Annotated in this window: 19 protein-coding genes; 10 read left to right on the top strand and 9 right to left on the bottom strand. The window is 39.7% G+C overall.

Going from position 1 to position 23,044, the window contains the following annotated elements:
• Window positions 1-51: 51 nt before the first annotated feature.
• On the top strand, window positions 52-1,650 hold the full coding sequence (locus tag AACM45_RS02255) for a hypothetical protein (protein WP_339140438.1): 1,599 nt from the start codon (window positions 52-54) through the stop codon (window positions 1,648-1,650).
• A gap of 69 nt (window positions 1,651-1,719) precedes the next feature.
• Here the strand turns inward: AACM45_RS02255 and AACM45_RS02250 are convergent, their stop codons facing one another.
• The 3 genes from AACM45_RS02250 to AACM45_RS02240 all read right to left on the bottom strand — a co-directional run bounded on the left by AACM45_RS02250 (window position 1,720) and on the right by AACM45_RS02240 (window position 5,509).
• The gene (locus AACM45_RS02250; RefSeq protein WP_339140437.1) at window positions 1,720-2,997 is read right to left on the bottom strand and encodes a hypothetical protein; all 1,278 of its coding nucleotides are present in this window, start codon (window positions 2,995-2,997) and stop codon (window positions 1,720-1,722) included.
• Window positions 2,998-3,024: 27 nt separating this feature from the next.
• Window positions 3,025-4,275: a hypothetical protein gene (locus AACM45_RS02245; protein ID WP_339140436.1), complete on the bottom strand. Its 1,251-nt coding sequence runs from the start codon at window positions 4,273-4,275 to the stop codon at window positions 3,025-3,027.
• A gap of 124 nt (window positions 4,276-4,399) precedes the next feature.
• Window positions 4,400-5,509, bottom strand: a complete 1,110-nt coding sequence (locus AACM45_RS02240) for a DUF2911 domain-containing protein (protein WP_339140435.1) — start codon at window positions 5,507-5,509, stop codon at window positions 4,400-4,402.
• Between the two features lie 289 nt (window positions 5,510-5,798).
• Here AACM45_RS02240 and leuC point away from each other — a divergent pair, with 289 nt between their 5' ends.
• The 9 genes from leuC (at window position 5,799) to AACM45_RS02195 (ending at window position 14,964) form a co-directional block, all read left to right on the top strand.
• Complete coding sequence (leuC, locus tag AACM45_RS02235; RefSeq protein WP_339140434.1) at window positions 5,799-7,211, top strand: 3-isopropylmalate dehydratase large subunit; 1,413 nt, start codon at window positions 5,799-5,801, stop codon at window positions 7,209-7,211.
• Window positions 7,212-7,261: 50 nt separating this feature from the next.
• Window positions 7,262-7,609, top strand: a complete 348-nt coding sequence (locus AACM45_RS02230; protein ID WP_339140433.1) for a four helix bundle protein — start codon at window positions 7,262-7,264, stop codon at window positions 7,607-7,609.
• Between the two features lie 42 nt (window positions 7,610-7,651).
• On the top strand, window positions 7,652-8,248 hold the full coding sequence (gene leuD / locus AACM45_RS02225; RefSeq protein WP_339140432.1) for a 3-isopropylmalate dehydratase small subunit: 597 nt from the start codon (window positions 7,652-7,654) through the stop codon (window positions 8,246-8,248).
• Between the two features lie 8 nt (window positions 8,249-8,256).
• Entirely contained in the window at window positions 8,257-9,771 is a 1,515-nt protein-coding gene (locus AACM45_RS02220) for an alpha-isopropylmalate synthase regulatory domain-containing protein (protein WP_445227718.1), read from the top strand.
• 51 nt (window positions 9,772-9,822) lie between these two features.
• Window positions 9,823-10,092 (top strand): four helix bundle protein, encoded by a 270-nt coding sequence (locus AACM45_RS02215; RefSeq protein WP_339140431.1) that lies wholly within the window; start codon window positions 9,823-9,825, stop codon window positions 10,090-10,092.
• 140 nt (window positions 10,093-10,232) lie between these two features.
• Window positions 10,233-11,291 (top strand): 3-isopropylmalate dehydrogenase, encoded by a 1,059-nt coding sequence (gene leuB / locus AACM45_RS02210; RefSeq protein WP_339140430.1) that lies wholly within the window; start codon window positions 10,233-10,235, stop codon window positions 11,289-11,291.
• Window positions 11,292-11,445: 154 nt separating this feature from the next.
• The gene (locus AACM45_RS02205; RefSeq protein ID WP_339140429.1) at window positions 11,446-13,059 is read left to right on the top strand and encodes a GH39 family glycosyl hydrolase; all 1,614 of its coding nucleotides are present in this window, start codon (window positions 11,446-11,448) and stop codon (window positions 13,057-13,059) included.
• A gap of 36 nt (window positions 13,060-13,095) precedes the next feature.
• On the top strand, window positions 13,096-14,004 hold the full coding sequence (locus AACM45_RS02200) for a helix-turn-helix domain-containing protein (RefSeq protein WP_339140428.1): 909 nt from the start codon (window positions 13,096-13,098) through the stop codon (window positions 14,002-14,004).
• 123 nt (window positions 14,005-14,127) lie between these two features.
• Window positions 14,128-14,964, top strand: a complete 837-nt coding sequence (locus tag AACM45_RS02195; protein WP_339140427.1) for a nuclear transport factor 2 family protein — start codon at window positions 14,128-14,130, stop codon at window positions 14,962-14,964.
• Window positions 14,965-15,055: 91 nt separating this feature from the next.
• Here the strand turns inward: AACM45_RS02195 and AACM45_RS02190 are convergent, their stop codons facing one another.
• The 6 genes from AACM45_RS02190 to ilvD all read right to left on the bottom strand — a co-directional run bounded on the left by AACM45_RS02190 (window position 15,056) and on the right by ilvD (window position 22,915).
• Window positions 15,056-16,639 carry an NADP-dependent glyceraldehyde-3-phosphate dehydrogenase gene (locus AACM45_RS02190; RefSeq protein ID WP_339140426.1) on the bottom strand — a complete coding sequence of 528 codons (1,584 nt, stop codon included), beginning with the start codon at window positions 16,637-16,639 and terminating at the stop codon, window positions 15,056-15,058.
• Window positions 16,640-16,790: 151 nt separating this feature from the next.
• Window positions 16,791-18,263, bottom strand: coding sequence for a ketol-acid reductoisomerase (gene ilvC, locus AACM45_RS02185; RefSeq protein ID WP_339140425.1), 1,473 nt, complete (start codon window positions 18,261-18,263; stop codon window positions 16,791-16,793).
• A gap of 29 nt (window positions 18,264-18,292) precedes the next feature.
• Complete coding sequence (ilvN, locus tag AACM45_RS02180) at window positions 18,293-18,817, bottom strand: acetolactate synthase small subunit (protein WP_339140424.1); 525 nt, start codon at window positions 18,815-18,817, stop codon at window positions 18,293-18,295.
• A gap of 57 nt (window positions 18,818-18,874) precedes the next feature.
• On the bottom strand, window positions 18,875-19,453 hold the full coding sequence (locus tag AACM45_RS02175) for an O-methyltransferase (protein ID WP_339140423.1): 579 nt from the start codon (window positions 19,451-19,453) through the stop codon (window positions 18,875-18,877).
• Window positions 19,454-19,459: 6 nt separating this feature from the next.
• Window positions 19,460-21,193 carry a biosynthetic-type acetolactate synthase large subunit gene (gene ilvB / locus AACM45_RS02170; RefSeq protein WP_339140422.1) on the bottom strand — a complete coding sequence of 578 codons (1,734 nt, stop codon included), beginning with the start codon at window positions 21,191-21,193 and terminating at the stop codon, window positions 19,460-19,462.
• Window positions 21,194-21,238: 45 nt separating this feature from the next.
• Window positions 21,239-22,915 (bottom strand): dihydroxy-acid dehydratase, encoded by a 1,677-nt coding sequence (gene ilvD, locus AACM45_RS02165; RefSeq protein ID WP_339140421.1) that lies wholly within the window; start codon window positions 22,913-22,915, stop codon window positions 21,239-21,241.
• Window positions 22,916-23,044 lie beyond the last annotated feature (129 nt).

Genomic DNA, 23,044 nt, shown 5'->3' with positions numbered 1-23,044 from the left:
CTCAAAGTAATCTAAATAAAACCTCGTTAAATTTAACACCTTGTAAAAAATATGATTCATAAACTACTTACGTTAGCCATAATTTCTCTTTTAATATTAGGTTGCAATAATGAAGACAATACTATACAACCCGAAGAAACCAGCGAAGAAGTGGATACAACCCCACCTGTTCTCTCTATAGTTGATCTTCAAGAGGAACTAGAAAACGGAATAGAAGTTGCCACAACATTAAATATTTCAATTCAAGATGAATCCAATACGGTAAGTACTTCCGTTCTAATTAATGCCCGAGAGATTTTAAAAAGTAACCAAAAGTCCTTTTCATTTGAAATAAATCCTTTTGATTTTCCCAATGGGGAAAACACCCTTTCCATAGTTTCATCTGATTCAGAAGGCAATCAAAGTGAACAAACCCAAACCTTTGAAGTCAACAAGTTACTTGTATCAATAGCGGCACCTCTTGTACCATCAGATTCCCAATTATTCTTTTCTGTAAATACCATGGATGGAGATCTGGTGGCCTTTGCTCCGGTCAATAGACCTTTAGAGATTGTAAAACTATATGCCAATGATAACTTTACTGTACAGCCAATTGTTGTTACCTCCTATGAAATGCAACCTCAATCAATCAACAAGGCTAGTTTAGAATCAATTGCAAATATCCAACCTGGTACTAATTTAGTTGGATTTCAAGAAGCAGCAGGTTTACGCACTGAAAATACCGTAGATACGAGCCCATATTTGGACAATGGGATTGTTTTGGATATTACTGGCATCACTACGGAAAAATTAGCAAATTCCCTTTTTGGAGCAGGGTTCAATCATGGTGCAACTTCACATAATATTGTTAGTCAAAATTCTGAATATACAGCTCAGCTTTTTTTTCGCTTTCAGCAGTCCCAAACCGTTAGAAACGCTATTATTTATCCCTCTGGCTTTTTTATTGATCCTGAAGAAGAGCAGATTTCAATTGAAGATTATAAATATCTTTTTATTCAAAACCCATCAAATTCAACGTTTTCCTTTCAAGACTTCAAGATTCCAGCTACCACTGAGTATGTAAATATTCCAAGTTCTACAACTTCTTATCTTGTTCGGACATTTGGATTTTCTGATAACGAAGCATTTGTAAATAATGATTTTCGTTATATCTATGACTTAAATTTTGAAAATATAAATAATACTGTCGAAGTTCCGGTAATTGATGAATTTCAAATTTTAAGAAACAGTTTATTATTAAATCTTGATGATAGGCGAAGACTTGAAGTATCAACTTTAGGGTTTAAAGATATTACATTGCCTGATTGGACGGCTGTCCGTTCTGGTAATACCATTAACATGAGTGGAGAGCTTGACAAGTTCACTTTATCTTTTATTCTAGGCGATAATCCAGATATTTCAATGGCTTGGTCCTTTACGGATAAGTATACAGAAAATTATGAAATGCCTTTTGAAACGTTCGTTTTTCCTGATGAATTTATTAATTATGCCAACGAACAAAGTTTAAGTCTTGTAGATTTTAATACCAGAGGTATATTTAGAGTAGAACAATTCAATTCTTCTGAACCCCTAGATTACGAAGAACTTCTATTTAGCATTTTCACCTATACCCAACTTGGTGATGTTTATATTCTTCGGACAGATTTGTAGAGAATAGATGATTTTTTTGGATTACTACTCGTTCAATTAATAAAAGAGAGGGCCATTCAAGGGTATTGATTATCGCCTAACCACTATTTGTTCAAGCCAAGGTCTTCTTTCAAATTCATATTCGTAAAGAATTTCGCCATCAAAATTCATATAGACCAAACCAATAAAATCCGGATTGTCTTCAAGAAAAGGACCTTCGATAAATCCATGATAGAGAACAGCAAAAGTCTCTGATTTCAAATCGAATATATGTTCCTTTGGTTGTCGAAATGGATTTGGAGCGGTAATACCATTATCTCTGAAATATTCTCGGTAGACATCAGAGTCAAAGCTAATGGAACTATTGGTCTGAAAATCATAGACTCCAGGAAAAACTTCTAATTCTTCAAAATTGAAAATCATGAAACCTACTTTATTCTCGTAAATGTAAGCTTTACCAATTCGATCACCTATAATTAAACCTTCAAAGTTTGAAACTTCATTGGAGAATAGGGTTTGTCCACTTTCCAAATCAACTAAATCTAAAAAATTGGAATTCCTTCTGACTATCATTTTTTGATTATCGACAAGGGGAATTTTTCGCTCTCCATTTATATTGTCATAGAGAATTTCATTAGACCTAGCATTGTAAACTATCAAACCATCCCTATCGATAGACTGACCTTCATTCCCTTCATTTAAATTATTGAAATGAAAAAAGTAATGATTGTCAGTAGCCCAAAGTAGATTAAAAGAGTCCCCCATAGTAGCTCCTTCTATCTTGGGAAATATTTGATTTTCATTGGCAGCCTTGTTCCTTGTAATCGGAATGATATCATCAGGTGTCTCACATAAATCATAATTAAAGAACAATACACTATCAGAATTCGCTGCAAAATGGGTTCCAGTAAAAAAACAGTTTTCTTCCGGCGATAATAAATCTGATCGTAACACGGAAAAAACCTCCCCCGTGTTGAGATTATACGTCACGAATTCTCTTTCTTCAAAATTTGTACCCTGAGCAAAAATTAAAATATTATCCTGTCCATTTTCAAAGGCGAAAGCTTTTAGGTCCAGATTGGCCAATGAAGTCAAGTTTATAATTGAAGATGCATTAGTACTATTTTGCATAAAATCTATTGATAGAAACTCTCCCTCTTGTACAGCAGGATTAGAAAAATCTTTAAGTACAACCGTAATTGAAAATGGAAATGTAAAAGATTCTTCTCCCTCCTCCATCTCCTCTCCTTCTAGTTCTTCCTCAACAACAACTTCATCATCTGGTGGGCTAACTACCTGTGGTTCTGAAGAATCCGAACTACAGGCTATGAAGAGAGCAATAGTGACTAGAAGAAATGGTTTTTTCATGATATAAGGTTACTAAAAGTTAAATATTTATTTTAACAATTGAATCGGCTGAATTGGAATTTGCTTTTTTTCCAAAACATTACCCCCAAAATCAACCGCGAACAATGCAAAAGACTTATTACCAACAGAAGCATCTGCTATGCCAGAGACTCCTACCAAGAAAATGTTGTTCTCAACGTCTACCACAAAACTTTGTGGAGAGGCCCTCCAAGCTATTTCATCCCCTTCAAACTGCGTTATCTCTTCGTTTATATTAAGAAAAGATACTTGACCGGTTCTAAGATTATAAATTGCCGGACTGAATAGAGGTCCCGGTTGTGGACCAATAGCAGCAAAATAATAGTTTTCCCCGAAAATAGTCTGTTGAATTTCGGCAGAACTTAAATCTTGTTTCAAAAAAGTTGTAGAACCCGGAACTTCAATTGATTCCAAGATATTTGAAGAAATATCATATCTGTAATTTAGCGCTCCGAATATATAACAATTACCAAGTTCATCTCCGACCAGATTATAGTTGTCTGCCACCATCTCCGTATTCGCCCCCAAAATTTCAAAATTTTCAAGGTCTATTACGTGGAAAGATGTTCTGGCATTTACATCGGTTGAATTTTCGGTCCAAAAAATGTAGATGGTTTGACCAAATTTTCTCAATACTAAATCGGTAAAGGTTCCGCCACGAAATCTATCTATTTTTAATTCTCGTTTTTCTTCTGTTGATATATTGATTTCCCACAAACTATATTCGGCCAAAAAGTCATTGGGGTCTCTGGTTGATTCGTCCACAACCAGAACGTAAAGAAAATCTTTACTGAATTCAATGGTGACTACTTCGGCGCTTGAAATATCAACTTCAATTTTCTTCGTTTCGCCTGTAGTAAAATTCTTGAAATAAGGTACCCTAAAATCCACCCCAAGTTCAACATTGAAATCAGAATTTAACACCAAAAGCCCATCTTTATTTGCCATAAATCGTTCACCTCTTAAATCCAGAATACCTAAATCTGAATAAATATCAAGAGGTGGCTCTCCAATTTCAGATGAAGAATCGTACAATAACAATTCTCTTGCCAAGTTTCCTGTGCCCTGAAGCTCTTTGCCTAACACGGTAATATCCCCCAAAAGGGAAATTTCTTCCATTTCATCTTCAGAAGAGTCTTCTTCCTCTTCTTCAACCACTATTTCGTCATCAGGCTGAGTGACAGCCTCTGGTTCAGAAGAATCTGAACTGCATGAAATAAAAAAGGAAGTAAAACATACCGATAAAAAGAGTTTTTTCATAGTACTCAACATTTTTTGCAAATCAATACAAAAACAGTCTGAATTCAAAATTGTTTCGGTCAAGAGGTACGAAAAAGCTCCTAGTGAGAACTGGGAGCTTTCTAATTATATTAGGTAGTATCTATCAATTAATATCCATTCCCTCCTGGAGCTTGGTTAAATTAGCGGCAATAGCATTTTGGTTCTGAGCATCTGGTGCTCTATTTTGGGCTTTTTTGATATGTTTTATAGCTGCTTTATAGTTACCAACCGCAGCATATCCCCTAGCCAAACCATAATCTACCGGCCATTGGTTTTTATGGGTTTTGGCATTCCATTGAAATACTTCCAAAGCCTTCTCTTTTTGTCCGGCGTTAATTAGTTGCCTACCATAACCATGTACGTCAAAAACCGTACCCAGGGGCATTGCTTCATCCATAACGGTAGTCGCTTCATCCATTTTGCCCTGCTTCATTAAAATCTGTGCTTTTAAAGCCATGTTGTTAAAGGTCTTTTGGCTAAAGAATTGACCCGAAATAGCGGCATCAATCCAGCCCATGGCTTCATCTAAATCCCCTCCATTGTTCAAAGCATAATTGGCAGCTTGTTCCCAAGTTTGACGGTTGAATCCTTCTTGATTTTGCATTTTGGAACGGATATCCGTCAGAACAATATCAGTCACCGGAACCTCTATTTTAAATGGAAACTGTTTTTTTTCCCAATTCAATGATGCCATTGCGGAACTAGCGTCTACTTCGTTGAATTCATATCTTAACTGCTCAACATGTGGAATTTCAGTAGTTGAAATGTCTACTGAAAGTACATCTTCCGATGGTTCATAGAAATAGCTTCCCCACGCCCCATGGTTCTTCGAAAAAATGACTTTAGCCGTATTGTTTTCGTTGACCACCATATGAAGTCCATAGGTCCCAGCCTGCAATTTCTCACCTCCTATTTCAATATCATGGGTCGTTCTGAAAATGGTATTTTCATTGGCCCCTGCCCTCCATGGCGATTCCTTCGCTGTGCCAAATCCAAAGTTATTCATTCCATAGGGTACCAGGGCGCCCCATATTTCCCTGTCGTTGACACTAGGTCTAGAGTATACGATTTCTACATCAGTGATACCTATTCGCTGTGACACGGTCGCCATTTGACTACCCCGAGGTAGATCTAACTGACTAAAACCGTTTGTAGTAAAACCTAAGACCATTATTGAAAATAATGATGCGAGTTTTGGGTAACATTTTTTCATGGGTTTGTTTTTTATTGAAAACTGAATTTATGGTTGTCTCTAAAAATAACCATAGTACCGACCGCAATAACCTACGATTTTGTTAAATGGGGTTTAAAACTGTTAAAATGATTGTAATCGACCAATGAAACCGCCATTTAAAGTATGTAAAGTCCATACATTCCCATAGAAAACAATGGCGTTATTGAGTTCGGAATGTCCTTGAACGTCGTAATTTACTTTGGTACGAACACCTGTCATTACAACCACAATTTTTACATTAGCAAGTCAAAATTGAAACGTTGATAACATGAGCAATACACTCTTTGATAAGGTCTGGGATGCCCACGTAGTAAAAAGAATAAATAATGGTCCGGATGTGTTCTTTATTGACCGTCATTTGGTTCATGAGGTAACCAGTCCGGTTGCATTTTTGGGTTTAAAGAATAGAAGTACTCCTGTTTTATATCCAGAACGGACTTTCGCAACTGCAGATCATAACACCCCCACTATTAACCAACATTTACCAGTAGCCGATCCGCTATCGGCAAATCAGCTTGAAGCCCTTGAAAAAAATGCGACTGAACATGGTATTCCCTATTGGGGCCTAGGCCATGAAAAAAACGGTATCGTTCATGTAATCGGTCCAGAAAATGGCATTACGTTACCTGGTGCAACCATAGTATGTGGTGATTCGCATACCTCCACCCATGGTGCTTTTGGTGCTATAGCCTTTGGTATTGGTACTTCTGAAGTTGAGATGGTATTGGCAACACAGTGCATCATGCAACCAAAACCCAAAAGTATGCGTATCAACATTAATGGGGAACTTAGTTTTGGGGTTACCCCAAAAGATGTTGCGCTTTATATCATTTCAAAATTATCCACCTCCGGAGCAACAGGTTATTTTGTGGAATATGCAGGTGAAGTTTTCAGAAACATGAGTATGGAAGGTCGTATGACCGTGTGTAACCTAAGTATTGAAATGGGCGCACGTGGCGGTATGATAGCGCCTGATGAGAAAACCTTTGAATATATCAAAGGAAGGGAATTCACCCCAAAGGGTGAAGCTTGGAACAAGGCCATGGACTACTGGCAAACCCTTTATTCAGAAGACAATGCAGAGTTCGACAAAGAATTGACTTTTGATGCTGCCGATATTGAACCGATGATTACCTATGGTACAAATCCAGGCATGGGCACGGGAATCAGCAATGGAATTCCGACGGCGGAAACCATGGAAGGTGGTGTTGCTACGTATAGAAAGTCATTGGCGTATATGGATTTTAATGAAGGTGACGACATCAAGGGGAAACCCATTGATTTTGTCTTTTTGGGAAGTTGTACCAATGGACGTATTGAAGATTTTAGGGCATTCGCCTCTATTGTAAAAGGAAGGAAAAAAGCGGATAATGTCACTGCTTGGCTGGTACCAGGTTCCCACAAGGTAGAAGATGCCATTAAAGAAGAAGGGATCTTGAATATTTTGCATGATGCTGGTTTCCAACTTCGTGAACCAGGCTGCTCTGCGTGTTTGGCCATGAACGATGATAAAATTCCGGCAGGAAAATATGCTGTAAGCACATCGAATAGAAACTTTGAAGGTCGCCAGGGGCCTGGGGCTAGAACATTATTGGCCAGTCCATTAGTTGCCGCGGCAGCCGCAGTTACCGGTAAGGTGACCGATCCTAGGGAATTAATGGAGGAAATGGTTGTTCGCTAAGCGCAATTCGCTTTACGCTTAGAGGAAATAGAATTGGATCATTAATAAAGATGAGGGATTACAGGAAATATAAGGTTTGGGAATTGGGCCATCAATTGACTTTAGCTATTTATGCCATGACCAAAAAGTTTCCTAAAGAAGAAACCTATGGTATTCCTTCCCAAATGAGAAGATCATCGTATTCGATTCCAGCAAATATAGCTGAAGGCTGTGGTCGTGAGTCTGATGCGGAATTCAGACGTTTTTTAGTCATTTCGCAAGGTTCTGCAAGTGAATTGGAATATTTTCTAATTCTTGCTAAAGATTTAAATTTTCTTAAGGAACAAGATTTTGAAAAGTTTGACGATGAGGTCAATAAAGTAAAAAGAAGTTTAAACAATTTGATCAACAAAATTTAACTGCGCATGACGTAAAGCGATTAGCGCATAAAACTATCAAAAATGGCATACGATAAATTCAACATATTAAAAAGCACCGCAGTTCCACTTCCTATAGAAAATGTGGATACGGACCAAATTATTCCCGCACGTTTCTTAAAGGCTACGGAGCGTAAAGGTTTTGGCGATAACCTATTTCGGGATTGGAGGTATAACCCAGATAATACACCCAAAGAGCATTTTGTCTTGAACAATCCCATTTACAGTGGTAAAATTTTAGTAGGAGGTAAAAACTTTGGTTCGGGTTCCTCTAGGGAACATGCGGCATGGGCGGTTTATGACTATGGGTTTCGATGTGTGGTTTCTAGCTTTTTTGCTGATATTTTCCGTAATAATTGTTTGAATATCGGTGTACTTCCAGTTCAAATAAGCCCTGAATTTCTCGATAAGGTTTTTAAGGCCATCGAAGCAGATCCAAAAACGGAATTCGAAGTGAATTTACCAGAACAGACCATTACCATTTTAGCAACTGGAGAACTGGAGACTTTTGGTATCAATGAATATAAAAAAGGCAACCTATCTAACGGATTTGATGATATTGATTACCTATTGAATCTTAAAGAAGACATTCAAACCTTTGCCGAAACAAGACCTTTTTAATACGAATAATGGCGAGAACCATTGAAATTATGGACACCACCCTTAGGGATGGTGAACAAACCTCAGGCGTATCTTTTACCGCTTCAGAAAAACTTACCCTTGCTAAATTGTTACTTGGCGAGCTTAAAGTTGACCGTATAGAAGTTGCTTCTGCACGGGTTTCTGAAGGGGAATTCAATGCGGTAAGGAATATCACGACATGGGCAGCTGAAAATCACTGTGCCGACAAAGTTGAAGTGTTGACCTTCGTAGATGGGGGCACTTCCATTGAATGGATGAAAAAGGCCGGTGCAAAAGTTCAAAACCTATTAACCAAAGGTTCTTTGAATCATTTGACCCATCAGTTAAAAAAGACCCCGGAACAACACTTTGCCGAAATAGAAAAGGTAATCCATTTAGCAAGGGAATCTGGCATTCAAACCAACGTATACCTAGAAGATTGGAGTAATGGTATGCGAAACTCACAAGATTACGTTTTTCGATTTTTAGATTTTCTGGTAACACAGCCCATCAAGAGAATATTGTTGCCCGATACTCTCGGAATTTTAACCCATACCGAAACTTTTGAGTATTTAGAAAAGATTATAAAACGGTATCCAAATAGTCATTTTGATTTTCATGGTCATAATGACTATGATTTAGGGGTGGCCAATGTCATGGAAGCGGTTAAAGCGGGTTGCCATGGTTTGCACTTAACCGTTAATGGAATGGGAGAACGTGCTGGCAATGCGCCATTGGCAAGCACCATTGCCGTTATAAATGATTTTTTACCTGACGCGAAAACGGCGGTAAATGAATCTTCACTGTATAAGGTCAGCAAATTAGTATCGGCATTTACAGGCTTTGGAATTCCTGCGAACAAACCAATTGTAGGTGATAATGTTTTTACGCAAACTGCTGGAATTCATGCAGATGGAGATAGTAAGAATAATCTTTACTTTAGCGATTTAATGCCCGAGCGTTTCGGTAGAAAACGTAAATATGCCTTGGGTAAAATGTCTGGTAAGGCAAATATTCAAAAGAATTTACAAGAGTTGGGCCTAACCTTAAATGATGATGAGCTTAAAACAGTTACAGCGCGAATCATAGAACTTGGTGATAAAAAAGAAAAGGTTACCAAAGAAGACTTGCCCTATATTATTTCTGATGTGCTTGACAGTTCGGCTTTTCAACAAAAAGTTTTCATCAAGTCTTATGTATTGACCCATGCAAAAGGCTTACAACCTTCAACTACGCTTTCAATAGAAGTTGACGGAAAGGTCTTTGAAGAAAACGCCCAAGGCGATGGTCAGTTTGATGCTTTTATGAATGCCTTGCACAAAGTATACAATAGGATTGAAATTAAACTTCCAACCTTAATCGATTATGCAGTTCGTATTCCCCCAGGAAGTAATTCTGACGCCCTCTGTGAAACTATGATAACATGGAAGGGTAAAAAACAAGATTTTATGACGACAGGTTTAGATTCAGACCAAACGGTGTCTGCCATAAAAGCTACTGAAAAAATGCTCAACATAATATAATTGGCCATTCGCAAATCGGCTTAACGCTATTCGCGTTTTGTCTTAGTTTAAATGAGAGATTTTAAAAAATATAAGGTTTGGGAATTAGGACATGAAATTACTTTAGAAATCTATCGCATTACCAAAGATTTTCCAAAAGAAGAGTTATATGGAATGACTTCGCAGATGAGAAGAGCAGCTTATTCTATTTCTTCTAATATTGTTGAAGGATGTGGTCGAGAATCCAATGCGGAGTTCCGACGTTTTCCAATTATTTCTCAAGGTTCTGCTAGCGAATTAGAGTATTTTACGATTTTAGCAAAGGATTCTAGGGTATGTTGACAACGACTCGTTTAAAACTATTTTAGATAAGGTCAATAAAGTAAGACGAAGTACAAATAATTTAATAAACAAGATTTAACAAAAAGCAAAAGACGAAAAGCGCATTGCGTAAGGCGTTTTAAGCGTAAAGCGAGTAAAATATGAAAATGAACATCGCCTTATTGGCAGGAGACGGAATCGGACCTGAAGTTATAGATCAAGCCGTAAAAGTCGTAGACGCGGTTGCCAACAAATTCGGACATGAGATTACATGGGCACCAGCACTCACTGGGGCTGCGGCCATTGATGCAGTGGGTGAACCCTATCCTGATGAGACCCATGCCGTTTGCGAAGCTGCTGATGCCGTTTTGTTCGGTGCGATTGGGCACCCCCGTTTCGACAATGACCCCTCGGCCAAAGTGCGCCCAGAGCAGGGATTGTTAAAAATGAGGCAAAAATTGGGGCTTTTTGCCAACGTACGCCCGACATTTACTTTTCCATCCCTAATTGACAAGTCGCCCTTAAAAAGAGAGCGTATAGAAGGAACTGATTTGGTCTTTTTCCGTGAACTGACCAGCGGTGTGTATTTTGGGGAGCGTGGAAGAAAAGATGATGGAAATACCGCTTTCGATACCATGAGTTATCAACGCTTTGAAATACAGCGATTGGCTAAAAAAGGATTTGAAGCAGCCATGGCCCGAGGCAAAAAATTATGTTGTGTCGATAAAGCCAATGTTTTGGAATCTTCCCGTTTGTGGCGCGAAACGGTCCAGGCCATGGAAAAAGAATATCCAGAGGTGGAGGTTTCGTATGAGTTCGTAGATGCCGTGGCAATGCGATTGGTACAATGGCCAAGCGATTACGATGTCTTGATCACCGAAAATTTGTTTGGGGATATTTTGACCGATGAAGCTTCTGTAATATCAGGCTCTATGGGCTTGATGCCCTCAGCATCTTTAGGTGAGAAAACAGCCCTGTTTGAACCGATTCATGGATCGTATCCACAAGCAGCGGGTAAAGATATCGCAAATCCACTTGCAACGGTGCTTTCCGCAGCCATGATGTTTGAAACGGCTTTCGGACTAAACGATGAAGCCCAAGCCATTCGTGAGGTAGTAAACAAGTCATTGGCAGATGGTGTTGTTACCGAAGACTTGGCAGAAGGGGGAAAAGCGTATAAAACCAGTGAAGTAGGTAATTGGCTCGCTGAGAATATTTAGGTATTACTACAATTCCCTAAGGGTTTCGTAGCGCTTCAGAAAAAAGTTGGTTTATGGGTTAAAGCAGAAGTTGTATTTCGACTTCTGCTTTTTTTATGGGATTTGGTTTTAAAATTAAAGCTATCTTAAGGCAACTAAAAATTCAATGTACAGAATGAGGAATAGGTGTTATTTGCTACTAATCGTGCTTATCTTTTCATGTGCCCCTTCAGAAAAATCGACTAAAAGGGCCATAACGATTGATTTTTCCCAACCCCAAAAGCAATTGGTTCCTTTTTGGACAGCTACGGGTTTTTCCCCTGCCCAAATGGTGGGGCAAAATGAAATGAAGGATGTTTTAAGGGATATTGGTGAACTACCCGACAAAGGTCTGGGTTATATTCGACCGCACTATCTTTTGAATCTTATTACCGTGCAGCAGTTAGCTTCTGAAACACCTCGGTATGACTGGTCAAGATTGGATGCCGTACTGGATGAAATCGTGAACAATGATCTCAAAATGATTTTTGAGCTTATGGGAACACCATCAAATACTGTTGACATCAATGATTACAGCACCGATTTTGATAACCTTGAAAATCCGGAGCAAATTCACCTTTGGAAAAAATTTGTAACCGATTTAGCCCTACACTTAGAAAGTCGTTATGGAAAAGAAACCATACGCTCGTGGTATTTTGAAACGACTAATGAGCCTGACCTTGATTTTTTCTGGAAATATGATGTCGCCACATTTTTGAATTATTATGACGCATGTTCTGAGGGATTGCGGGAAGCCGATGCGAATTTACGCTTTGGTGGACCTGGTACTGCCAACGATTTACAACCCGTCTTCAAAGAATTATTGGCACATTGTGATTCGGGCATCAATTTTTTTACCGGGAAACAAGGGGTTCGATTAGACTTCATTTCGGTGCATATGAAAGATGATCCGTATGATATGTTGAAACGGGAATTGACTACCGTGGGTTATATCAGAAAAAACCATCCTAAGTTTACCGAACTTCCTTTTATCAATGATGAAGCGGATCCGATGGCCGGCTGGTCCAGGGATTTTTGGTGGCGCCGCGGTGCTTGGTATGCGGCTTTTGTGGCCCAAAATATCGATGTACACCAAAAAAAGTTGATTGATTCGGCGAAAGTCAACTATACCTTTCAAAGTAACGACCATGCCTTTATGGGGGGATGGCACGCGCGTACAACGCACGCTTTATTCTATAACCCTAAAGACAGCACACAGTATCGGTTGGTACCTAAACCGGTATTGACGGTAATGGATAAGATTGCTGAATTAGGGGATACCTACATCGATGTGGACATTCCTAAAGATATGCAACGCTATTTTGGTGTGATGGCCACATTAAAGGGAAAAGATTCCCTTGTGCTAATGGTGTACAACAAAACGGATTTTGATGCGAATACGCATGACCCGGAAGTGGACATGCCTGAGCCCACCACAGCACAAAAGGAATTGATGAAAAGGCAGGCAGTAAACTTAAAATTAGAACTAAGAAATATTCCGTTTAAAGCATTCTCTTTAACCCAATATCAGATTGATCAAGAAAATACGAATCCATACGAAACATGGGTTGCTATGGGGAGTCCGAAATATCCATCTGAAGCGCAGTACGAGGCCCTTTTAAAAAAGGGTAAGCCAGAAAAAATACGTGAATTGACATCCCTTAAAATGGAAAATAGTGCCTATGCTACTGAAGTGGATCTGCCATCCCCAGCAGTAAGCTTTTTGGTATTGGAAAAAATAAAAAAGTAAGTTCCATGTAGCGCCATACCATACCTCATAAAGTGAATGACCAATAACAGCAACATACTTCATTTTAAAGAAATGAACGATTTGTATAAGCATATCGACGTGCCAGTACAAACTACAAACCCAAATCTTCATATTTACCGCTTTTCTGATTTTACTGAAAATTCAATTAAGTCAATTCAACCCCACACCAAAGATTTTTATCAAGTATCATTTATTCGAAGATTTGGAAATTCCACATTGAACATCAACCAACAAACAGTCAATGAGGTAAATAGCGTTCTTTATTTTATTTCCCCAAATCATATTTATTCATGGGTCAGGGACCAACAAATTGATGGATACATCCTAAATTTCAAACAAGACTACCTATCATTAAAGCCCGAAGCGTTTCAAAGACAATTTTTATTCTTTGGACTTGATAAACTGAATGCAATTCCGATTGATAAAAACGGGAATGAAAGGGTCGATGCCATTTTTGAAGAATTCTATTCGGAATATCATCAACCGAGAAGTTCATTTTCTGAAGAGATTCTAAAGCACTACTTGCAAGTAGTGCTTTACAAATGCCTCGACCTGTACCAGAAAAGAGAAAAAACTATCAATGAATTACCCAATGACCAAGGTCTTTTTGTAAAGTATCAAAATCTTATCAATAACCATTACTTATCAAAAAGAAGTATTAAGGAATATGCGGCTTTATTGAATGTCACGCCAAACCACTTAAGTGAGACCATCAAAAGGACCACAGGTAAAAACGCCTTGCACTATATTAACCAAAGATTACTTTTAGAGGCAAAGAATCTTTTGAAATTTGGCAATGACGATATCAAACAAATTGCCTACACCTTGAATTTTGCCTCACCATCTCATTTTGGCAAATTTTTCAAGAAATATATACTTAAAACCCCTGCTACGTATCGCAAAGAACAGCAATCCGAGAAATAGGACATTCCTTCCATTTTTTGTTATATCCAGAGTGGGATTACGGAAATACTTTTACATCAATAAAAAATGAACAAGATGAAAAAAGGTATTATTCTATTCGTAACACTACTAATATTTACAATCATGAAAGCACAAGAAACACTAAAATTCAAGGTAATTGGTGGATATCAATTCGCAGAAGGATATTCCATTCAAAACAAAGAACCATTTATTTTTGCCCAAGCCGGACAACTGACGGGTTCATGGCATTGGGAATTTGAAAACGGTAAAAAAGGGAATACCCATATTAACGGGGCCACTGCGAACCGAGTTTCATACAACGGAAAACACCAACTTTTCGGGACAATGAAAATCAATATGTTTGAGTTTGAAGGTTCTGCACCTGAAACTGATTTATTGTTCCTATCCTACAAAGCAAAAAAATTCGAATTGGAAGGAAGCCAAGTGACCATAAAGGTATCGGGTGAGTTCACTGGAGGAACTGGCAAATATCAGGGTGCAAGAGGTTGGCTAACGGTGACTTCAATTAATGGTTTCTTTGAAGATGGAAAAGGAGAGATAATCCTTGGAGAAACTCCAGTCATAACAGAAGAACAGGTAGTACAATGGACGAACGATTATTTCAAGGCTACCCAAAGTGGAAATGCCAAAATCTGGGCGAACTCTTTTGCCGATAATGTTTATCTCAACGATCCCTATGGAAGCCCATCACCAAACAATAGGGAAGAAATCATTAAAATTGGAGAGAACTTTATGTCTGCTTTTAAATCCACGGGGCTTTACCCCGACTACATTTATGTTAAAGGACTGGTAGCAACTTCAAAATGGACGGGCAAGGGTATTACCAATGACGGTAAGGAAGCTACCTTTGAGGGAGTAAATGTGACTACCTACAACGAAAAAGGTAAAATTGTAAGTCACATCGGATATTGGAATCCTGAAAATATGGAAATCAAATAATTGCTTGGCATAGCAATGTGCATAAAAAATGGTGGTTCGAGGTAAAATCCGAACCGCCTTCTTGTTCTATAAAAGTATATGACCATAATTACTACAAAATATAATCCGTACTCAGAAAGTTGCTCACTTTCGCCTCCAAAAGCTGTTCAATAGTTTCATTGTTCAAATCATTGTCCTTAAACGCCACAAACGTTCGAATCGAGAAGGAACGCAGCGCATCGTGTACGCTCAACGTCGCTTGGGCCGAGTCTTTTCTGCCCGTAAATGGATATACATCCGGTCCGCGTTGGCATGAGCTATTCAAATTGACCCTACAAACCAAGTTTGCCAAGGTATCGATTAGTGGCGACAGGCTGTACACATCTTTTCCGAACAGACTTACTTGTTGTCCGTAATTGGATTCCGCCATATCATCCAAGGGTTCTGAAATATCTTGAAAAGAAAGTACCGGAATAATAGGTCCGAATTGTTCTTCTTGATAGACCCTCATATCTTTTAAGACTGGATATAACACTGCAGGCCAGATATAATTGTCCGAATGTTGTCCTCCTTTTTCGTTTTGTATTTCAGCTCCTTTGGCTACGGCATCATCCAATAACTCTTGAATATAAGTTGGTTTTCCAGGTTCTGGTAAGGGGGTCAATTGTACCCCCTCTTCCCAAGGGTTGCCAAATTTCAAGGCATCGATGCGTTTCGAAAAACGCTTTAAAAATTCCGATTTGATTGCCTCATGTACATATACCACCTTTAAAGCCGTGCAACGTTGGCCATTAAATGAGGTGGTGCCGGTAATGACTTCATCAATCGTTAAATCCAGATCCGCATCTGGTAAAATAATTGCTGGATTCTTAGCTTCCAAACCTAAAACCAAACGAAGTCGGTTACTTTTGGGGTGTTGTTCTTGCAATGCATTGGCCGATTTACTATTTCCGATCAACGCCAAGACATCCACTTTTCCAGTTTTCATTATGGGAGCAGCCACTGCCCTACCCCTACCGAATACGATATTGACGACTCCTTTTGGGAAACTTGTTTGAAAGGCCTCCAAAAGCGGTGTTATCAACAGTACCCCATGCTTTGCAGGTTTGAATACGGTCGTATTCCCCATAATTATTGCAGGAATCAACAATGCAAAAGTCTCGTTCAGTGGATAATTGTATGGTCCCAAACATAACACGACACCCAATGGTCCACGACGAATATGGGCATAGACACCTTGATGCTTATGAAACTTGGCACTATTGCGGTCCAATTGCTTATATTCTTCGATGGTATCGTAGATGTATTCTACGGTACGGTCGAATTCTTTATATGAATCAGGTTTTGATTTCCCAATTTCCCACATCAGCAATGTTACCACCGCTTCACGTTGCCCCTCCATCTTGTTGACGAAGTTTTCCATGCATTCGATACGGTCTTTGACCTTCATTGTTGGCCATACCCCTTGACCTTGGTCATACGCCTTTAAAGCAGCATCCAATGCATCAAGGGCCTCTGCCTCTCCCATATCTGGAATGCTACCGAGTAATGTTGGCTTATAATCAGATGTTGAAGAAATTGTGGAATACACTTCTGAGGTCTTTCCTTCCCAAGATTTCAAGTCTCCGTTGACCAGATATTCGGTCTGATCTATAGTCTCCGTTATTTGAAATTTTTCTGGAATGTTGTTTTTCATAGTGTTGGTTTTATAGGACTGGAAAGACTGGAACCATGTCATTTCAAGCGCTGTTGAGAATGGCTACTTCTCGATTTTAAAGCATCTCGAGCCTGACCGTCCAGCAGGCGCTCGATGTGATATTTCTACTTATTTATAGCCATTTCAACTATCAAACAATCGGTTTCATTGCGGTCATCGACTCCCTTAAACGTGTACCAACGATTTCTACCGGATGTTCCCGTAGTTCCTTATTCACATGAATCAGTTTTGCATTGTCAACCCCATTATCATCTGTATCAAAGGCTTTGCCGATAACATCTGTATCGATTTTCTTCATGAAATCAGTCAATAACGGCTTGCAAGCATGGTCAAAAAGATAGCATCCGTACTCGGCGGTATCAGAAATGACCCTGTTCATTTCAAAAAGTTTTTTCCTCGCAATGGTATTGGCAATGAGGGGAGTCTCATGAAGTGACTCGTAATATGCCGATTCGGCAATAATTCCCGATTCCGTCATCGATTCAAAAGCCAACTCAACGCCAGCTCTAACTAAAGCAATCATCAAAACACCATTGTCATAAAACTCTTGTTCGGTAATTTCCATAGCACCGGCTGGTGTTTTTTCAAAAGCGGTCTCGCCAGTCTCGGCCCGCCATGTCAATAAGTTCTTATCATCATTTGCCCAATCTTCCATCATGGTCTTTGAAAAATGACCGGTCATGATATCGTCCATATGCTTTCTGAAAAGCGGACGCATGATGTCTTTCAGTTCTTCCGACAATTCAAAGGCCTTTATTTTAGCTGGATTTGACAAACGGTCCATCATATTGGTGATTCCGCCATATTTCATGCCCTCCGTGATAGTTTCCCACCCGTACTGTATCAATTTGGAAGCATATCCGGCATCAATTCCTTTTTCAATCATTTTATCAAAACATAGGATGGATCCTGTTTGCAATAAACCACAAAGTATGGTCTGCTCACCCATCAAATCTGATTTTACTTCAGCCACGAACGAAGATTCCAGAACGCCAGCTTTATGCCCTCCGGTACCGGCAGCATATGCTTTTGCTTGGCCCAAACCTTTACCTTCTGGGTCATTTTCTGGATGTACTGCTATTAAAGTAGGGACCCCGAAACCCCTTTTGTATTCTTCTCGAACTTCAGAACCAGGGCTTTTAGGGGCTACCATGATTACCGTAAGATCTTTGCGGATCTGTATCCCTTCCTCCACGATATTGAAACCATGGGAATATGATAGTGTTGCTCCTTCTTTCATCAAAGGCATCACTGCACTAACAACATTGGTATGCTGTTTATCAGGTGTTAAGTTAATGACAACATCCGCGGACGGAATCAACGCTTCATAGGTACCCACATTGAAATTGTTCTCGGTTGCATTTTTATAAGACTGTCGTTGTTCTTTGATCGCTGCCTCTCTTAGCGCATATGAAATATCCAAACCAGAATCACGCATGTTAAGCCCCTGGTTCAATCCCTGTGCACCACAACCAACGATAACGATTTTTTTTCCTTTAAGGGCACTGACCCCATCAGAAAATTCAAAAGGTTCCATAAAACGGCATTTACCTAATTGGTCCAGTTTTTCTCTTAATGATAGGGTATTAAAATAATTTGTCATTTTCTAAAGGTTCTATTTGAATATGTAAGTTATTTGATTGATTCTTCCAACAATTGGGTTATTGGCATTGCTTCTTTGGTAACGGTGATTCTACCAGACCGTACAAATTGCAAAATTCCGAAAGGCTCTAAAGCATCATGCATTTCATCAATTTCATGGCGCCTACCTGTTTTTGCCAATACAAAAAAGTCTCGGCTTACAGTAACTATTTGCGAGTTGCTTTCTTTGATGATGTTCTGGATTTGCCGCTCATCAAATAGCAATGCTGATGCAATTTTAAACAATGCGGATTCTTGATAGATGGTTTCATCATCGGTATGATAAAAAGCTTTGATCACTTCTATCTGCTTTTCAATCTGACCTACTATTTTCCGTGTCCAATCTTCAGTCGTAAATACTACGATTGTAAATTTCGAAACTTGTTCAATTTCTGATTTTGAGACATTTAAGCTTTCAATATTGATGTGACGCTTCAAGAATATCCCAGATATTCTATTTAACAAACCAACATTGTTCTCGGAGTACACCGAAATCGTAAACCATTGATTTTCCATAATTTATTCTCTTAGCACCAATTCGTAAAACCTTGAGGTGCACTATCTATTTAATTACTACTTTTTAACGGCAATCAATACTCCGGTAGACCAATCCATTTTCGTCAATGTAAAATCTTCCCGTTTCCCTAAATAACCGACCAGCCTATCCACATTTTCTTGGTGGCCATCAGGCCAGTTGGGCTGGGCCGTCATATCATCTATGACGTAGAAACCACCTGGTTTTACCAAGTTCAATGTTTCATCTATCTCACTATATTTTCCGGGCCAGGCGTCAGCGAAAATCAAATCAAAGGGAGTTCCATCATAGTTCTCGATCCATTGGCTGCCATCTTCACATCGCACCACTACCCGTTCATTATCTTTAAATTTTTTTTTTACAATTTCAATAAGTTCGGCATCATTGTCTATGGTAATCAATGTAGACCTTTCGTCCATACCATCTACCATCCAGGCCAATGACAAACCAATGCCCGTGCCCAGCTCTAAAAAATTACCGTTTGGTTTTGATGCTATTAAGGTCTTTAAAAGTGTCCCAATATATACATCGGAAGGCATTGAAAAGCCTATATCCTTACATTTTTGAAGCAAATCGGGATAAACCCTTGGCACATCCAATATATTGGTTTGATCCATGGCGTTTTATTTCAATCTAATATCAGAAACAGAGGCTCCAGAGGGAATCATCGGAAACACGTTATCCTCTTTTTCGACTTTTACCTCTAAGAAATAGGGCTTATTGGAAGAAATCATTTCTTCAACGGCACTTTTCAGGTCTTCCCTTTTACTGACACTCTTGGCCTCAATGTGATAGCCTTCCGCTATCTTCACAAAATCAGGATTCACCATCACAGTGGAAGCGTATCTTTTGTCAAAAAACAATTCTTGCCATTGCCGTACCATACCCAAATGATCGTTGTTGAGCACTACGATTTTGACGGGAATCTGATGTTGGAAAATTACACCTAACTCTTGAATGGTCATTTGATAGCCACCATCGCCAATGATTGCCACTACTTCCCGTTCTGGTGCACCTTGTTTGGCCCCAATTGCGGCAGGTAAGGCAAAACCCATAGTACCCAATCCACCAGAGGTAATATTGCTTTTTGACTGTTCGAATTTCGCATAGCGACAGGCAATCATCTGGTGTTGCCCTACGTCGGTCACTATAACCGCTTTGTTTTTGGCGGCAATATTTATTTCTTCAACGACCTCACCCATTGTAAGCCTCGGTTTGGTAGGGTGGATATCGTTTTCTATAACCGTTTTAAACTCTTCCTCATATTTCTTATCAAATTCTTTATGCCAAGCATCATGACTATTTTCTTTGACAAAAGGTAACAAAGCAGCTAAAGTGTCTTTGGCATTGCCCAAGACTGCGATATCGGCTTTGACATTTTTATTGATTTCGGCTGGGTCTATTTCAAAATGTACCACATTGGCCTGTTTGGCATAGGTGTCTAAGCTGCCCGTAACACGGTCATCAAAACGCATGCCTATAGCGAGTAACAAATCACATTCATTGGTCAATACATTAGGGCCATAATTACCATGCATCCCTACCATACCCACATTTAGGGGATGACTCGTGGGGATTGCCGATTCCCCCATAATCGTCCAAGCGGCTGGTATGCCGGCCTTTTCAATCAGAGCCTTTAATTCTTTTTCCGCTTTACCCAAAATCACCCCTTGTCCCCAAACGATATAAGGTTTTTTTGCATTGTTGATTAATTCTGCAGCAGCTTTTATGGATTCCATATCCGGTTTTGGAACGGGATTGTAACTGCGGACCTTAGTACATTTTTCGTAGGTAAAATCCAATTCATCAAATTGGGCATTCTTGGTAATATCCACCAATACCGGTCCTGGCCTACCCGATTTAGCGATATAAAAGGCCTTTGCTATGATTTCCGGTATTTCAGAGGCTTTGGTGATTTGATAATTCCATTTTGTGACCGGTGTTGAAATTCCAACAATATCGGTCTCTTGAAAAGCATCAGAACCCAACAAATGTCTCGGAACTTGGCCTGTTATGCATACCATTGGCGTAGAGTCTATTTGCGCGTCGGCCAAACCAGTAACCAAATTCGTGGCCCCAGGGCCTGAGGTTGCCATTGCCACCCCTACCCTTCCGCTCACTCGGGCATAGCCTTGGGCAGCATGGGTAGCACCCTGCTCGTGACGTGTCAAAATATGGGTGAGTTTATCTTGAAATTTATATAATTCGTCGTACACCGGCATAATGGCCCCACCCGGATACCCATAAATCAAATCTACCCCTTCTGCCAAAAGACAGTGTATAATCGCTTCAGCTCCGGTTATTTTCATAGCGACATTATTATTTTTCGTTGGCTTTTGTGCATTTAATGTTTCCATAATTAAAACTCAACTATTAAGTTTAAAACCTGCTCAATATTGTTGCTAAAACATATCGGTTACACAGCCTTTTGAGGCTGATGAGACGATTTTTGCATACTTGTATAAGCTTCCTTTGCTAACCTTTAGCTCAGGCTGTTTCCAATTTACTTTTCGTTTACTGAGCTCTTCTTCAGAAAGAGCTACCGATATGGTATTTTTCTCGGCATCAATGGTAATGATGTCACCGTCTTCAATCAATGCAATGTTACCCCCTTCTTGTGCTTCTGGGGCTATATGACCGACCACAAACCCATGGGTTCCACCAGAAAAACGTCCGTCGGTAATCAAGGCAACATCTTTGCCCAAGCCTGCGCCCATAATAGCCGCTGTTGGTTTCAACATTTCAGGCATTCCAGGTCCTCCCTTCGGCCCTTCATATCGAATGACCACTACTTCCCCCTTTTTAACCTTACCTTCTCGAATACCATCGTTCGCAGCAAATTCTCCCTCAAAAACCTTTGCAGGACCTGAGAAATGCAACCCTTCCTTACCAGTGATTTTGGCTACGGAACCCTCGGTAGCGATGTTTCCGAACAATATCCTGATATGCCCTGTTTCTTTGATAGGATTATTTACATCTTTTACCACCTGTTGTCCATCATTCAAACTTGGCACATCGGCCAAGTTTTCGGCAATGGTTTTTCCGGTCACAGTCAAACAATCACCATGCAACATTCCTTTTTCCAACATAAACTTTAGCACAGCCGGAATTCCACCTACACGGTGTACATCTTCCATAAGGTATTTGCCACTGGGCTTTAAATCGGCTAAAAAGGGTGTGGTATCACTGATACGTTGAAAATCATCCAATCCGAATTCAATTTCAGCGGCTTTGGCAATAGCTAAAAAATGGAGTACGGCATTCGTAGACCCGCCAAGCACGGTAATCAACCGCACCGCGTTTTCCAAAGATTTTTTGGTAATGATATCCAAAGGTTTGATATCGTGTTCGATTAAGTGACGTAAGGCGCGCCCTGAAGCGATACAGTCAGCTTTCTTTTCCGTACCCGTAGCGGGGTTTGAGGAGTTATAGGGCATCGCCATGCCCAAGGCCTCTATCGCCGAAGCCATCGTGTTTGCGGTATACATACCGCCACATGCACCAGCCCCAGGGCACGCATTCTGTATCACGGCTTTGTAATCTTCTTCATTTAGGGCGCCCGCCACTTTTTCTCCCCAAGCTTCGAAAGCGGATACTACATCCAACTTTTTATCTTTTAGGCATCCTGAGGCAATGGTACCCCCATATACCAATACGGAAGGTCTATTCAAACGAATCATGGCCATCAAGGCTCCAGGCATGTTTTTATCGCATCCCACGACCGTAACCAATCCATCGTAGTTCATAGCTTGCACCACGGTTTCCATAGAATCGGCGATGACATCACGTGATGGCAACGAATAGCGCATTCCATAGGTACCCATTGATATGCCGTCGCTAACCCCAATCGTATTGAAAATCAAGCCCACCAAGTCTGCTTCTTGAACACCCTGCTTTACATAGGTTGAAAGTTCATTTAGGTGCATGTTACACGGATTGCCCTCATAGCCTGTACTGCCAATACCTATAAAAGGTTTCTTTAAATCGTCTTCAGTCAGTCCTATGGCATACAACATGGCCTGCGCGGCAGGTTGTGTTGGGTCTTGGGTAACGTTCTTGCTATATTTATTCAGTTCCATTCAATAGTTGCTTTCAAAATCGTGAAATCCATAAATCTTCTAGGATAATCAAAAATAATTGTTTCGATAAGCGTTTTTTTTTAACAAATATGTAGTTGCTAAACTCATTTAAATTTTTATTTATGTATC

Source organism: Croceitalea sp. MTPC5 (assembly GCF_036985505.1).
GTDB lineage: Bacteria > Bacteroidota > Bacteroidia > Flavobacteriales > Flavobacteriaceae > Croceitalea.
This window is presented reverse-complemented; position numbering and strand designations above follow the sequence as displayed.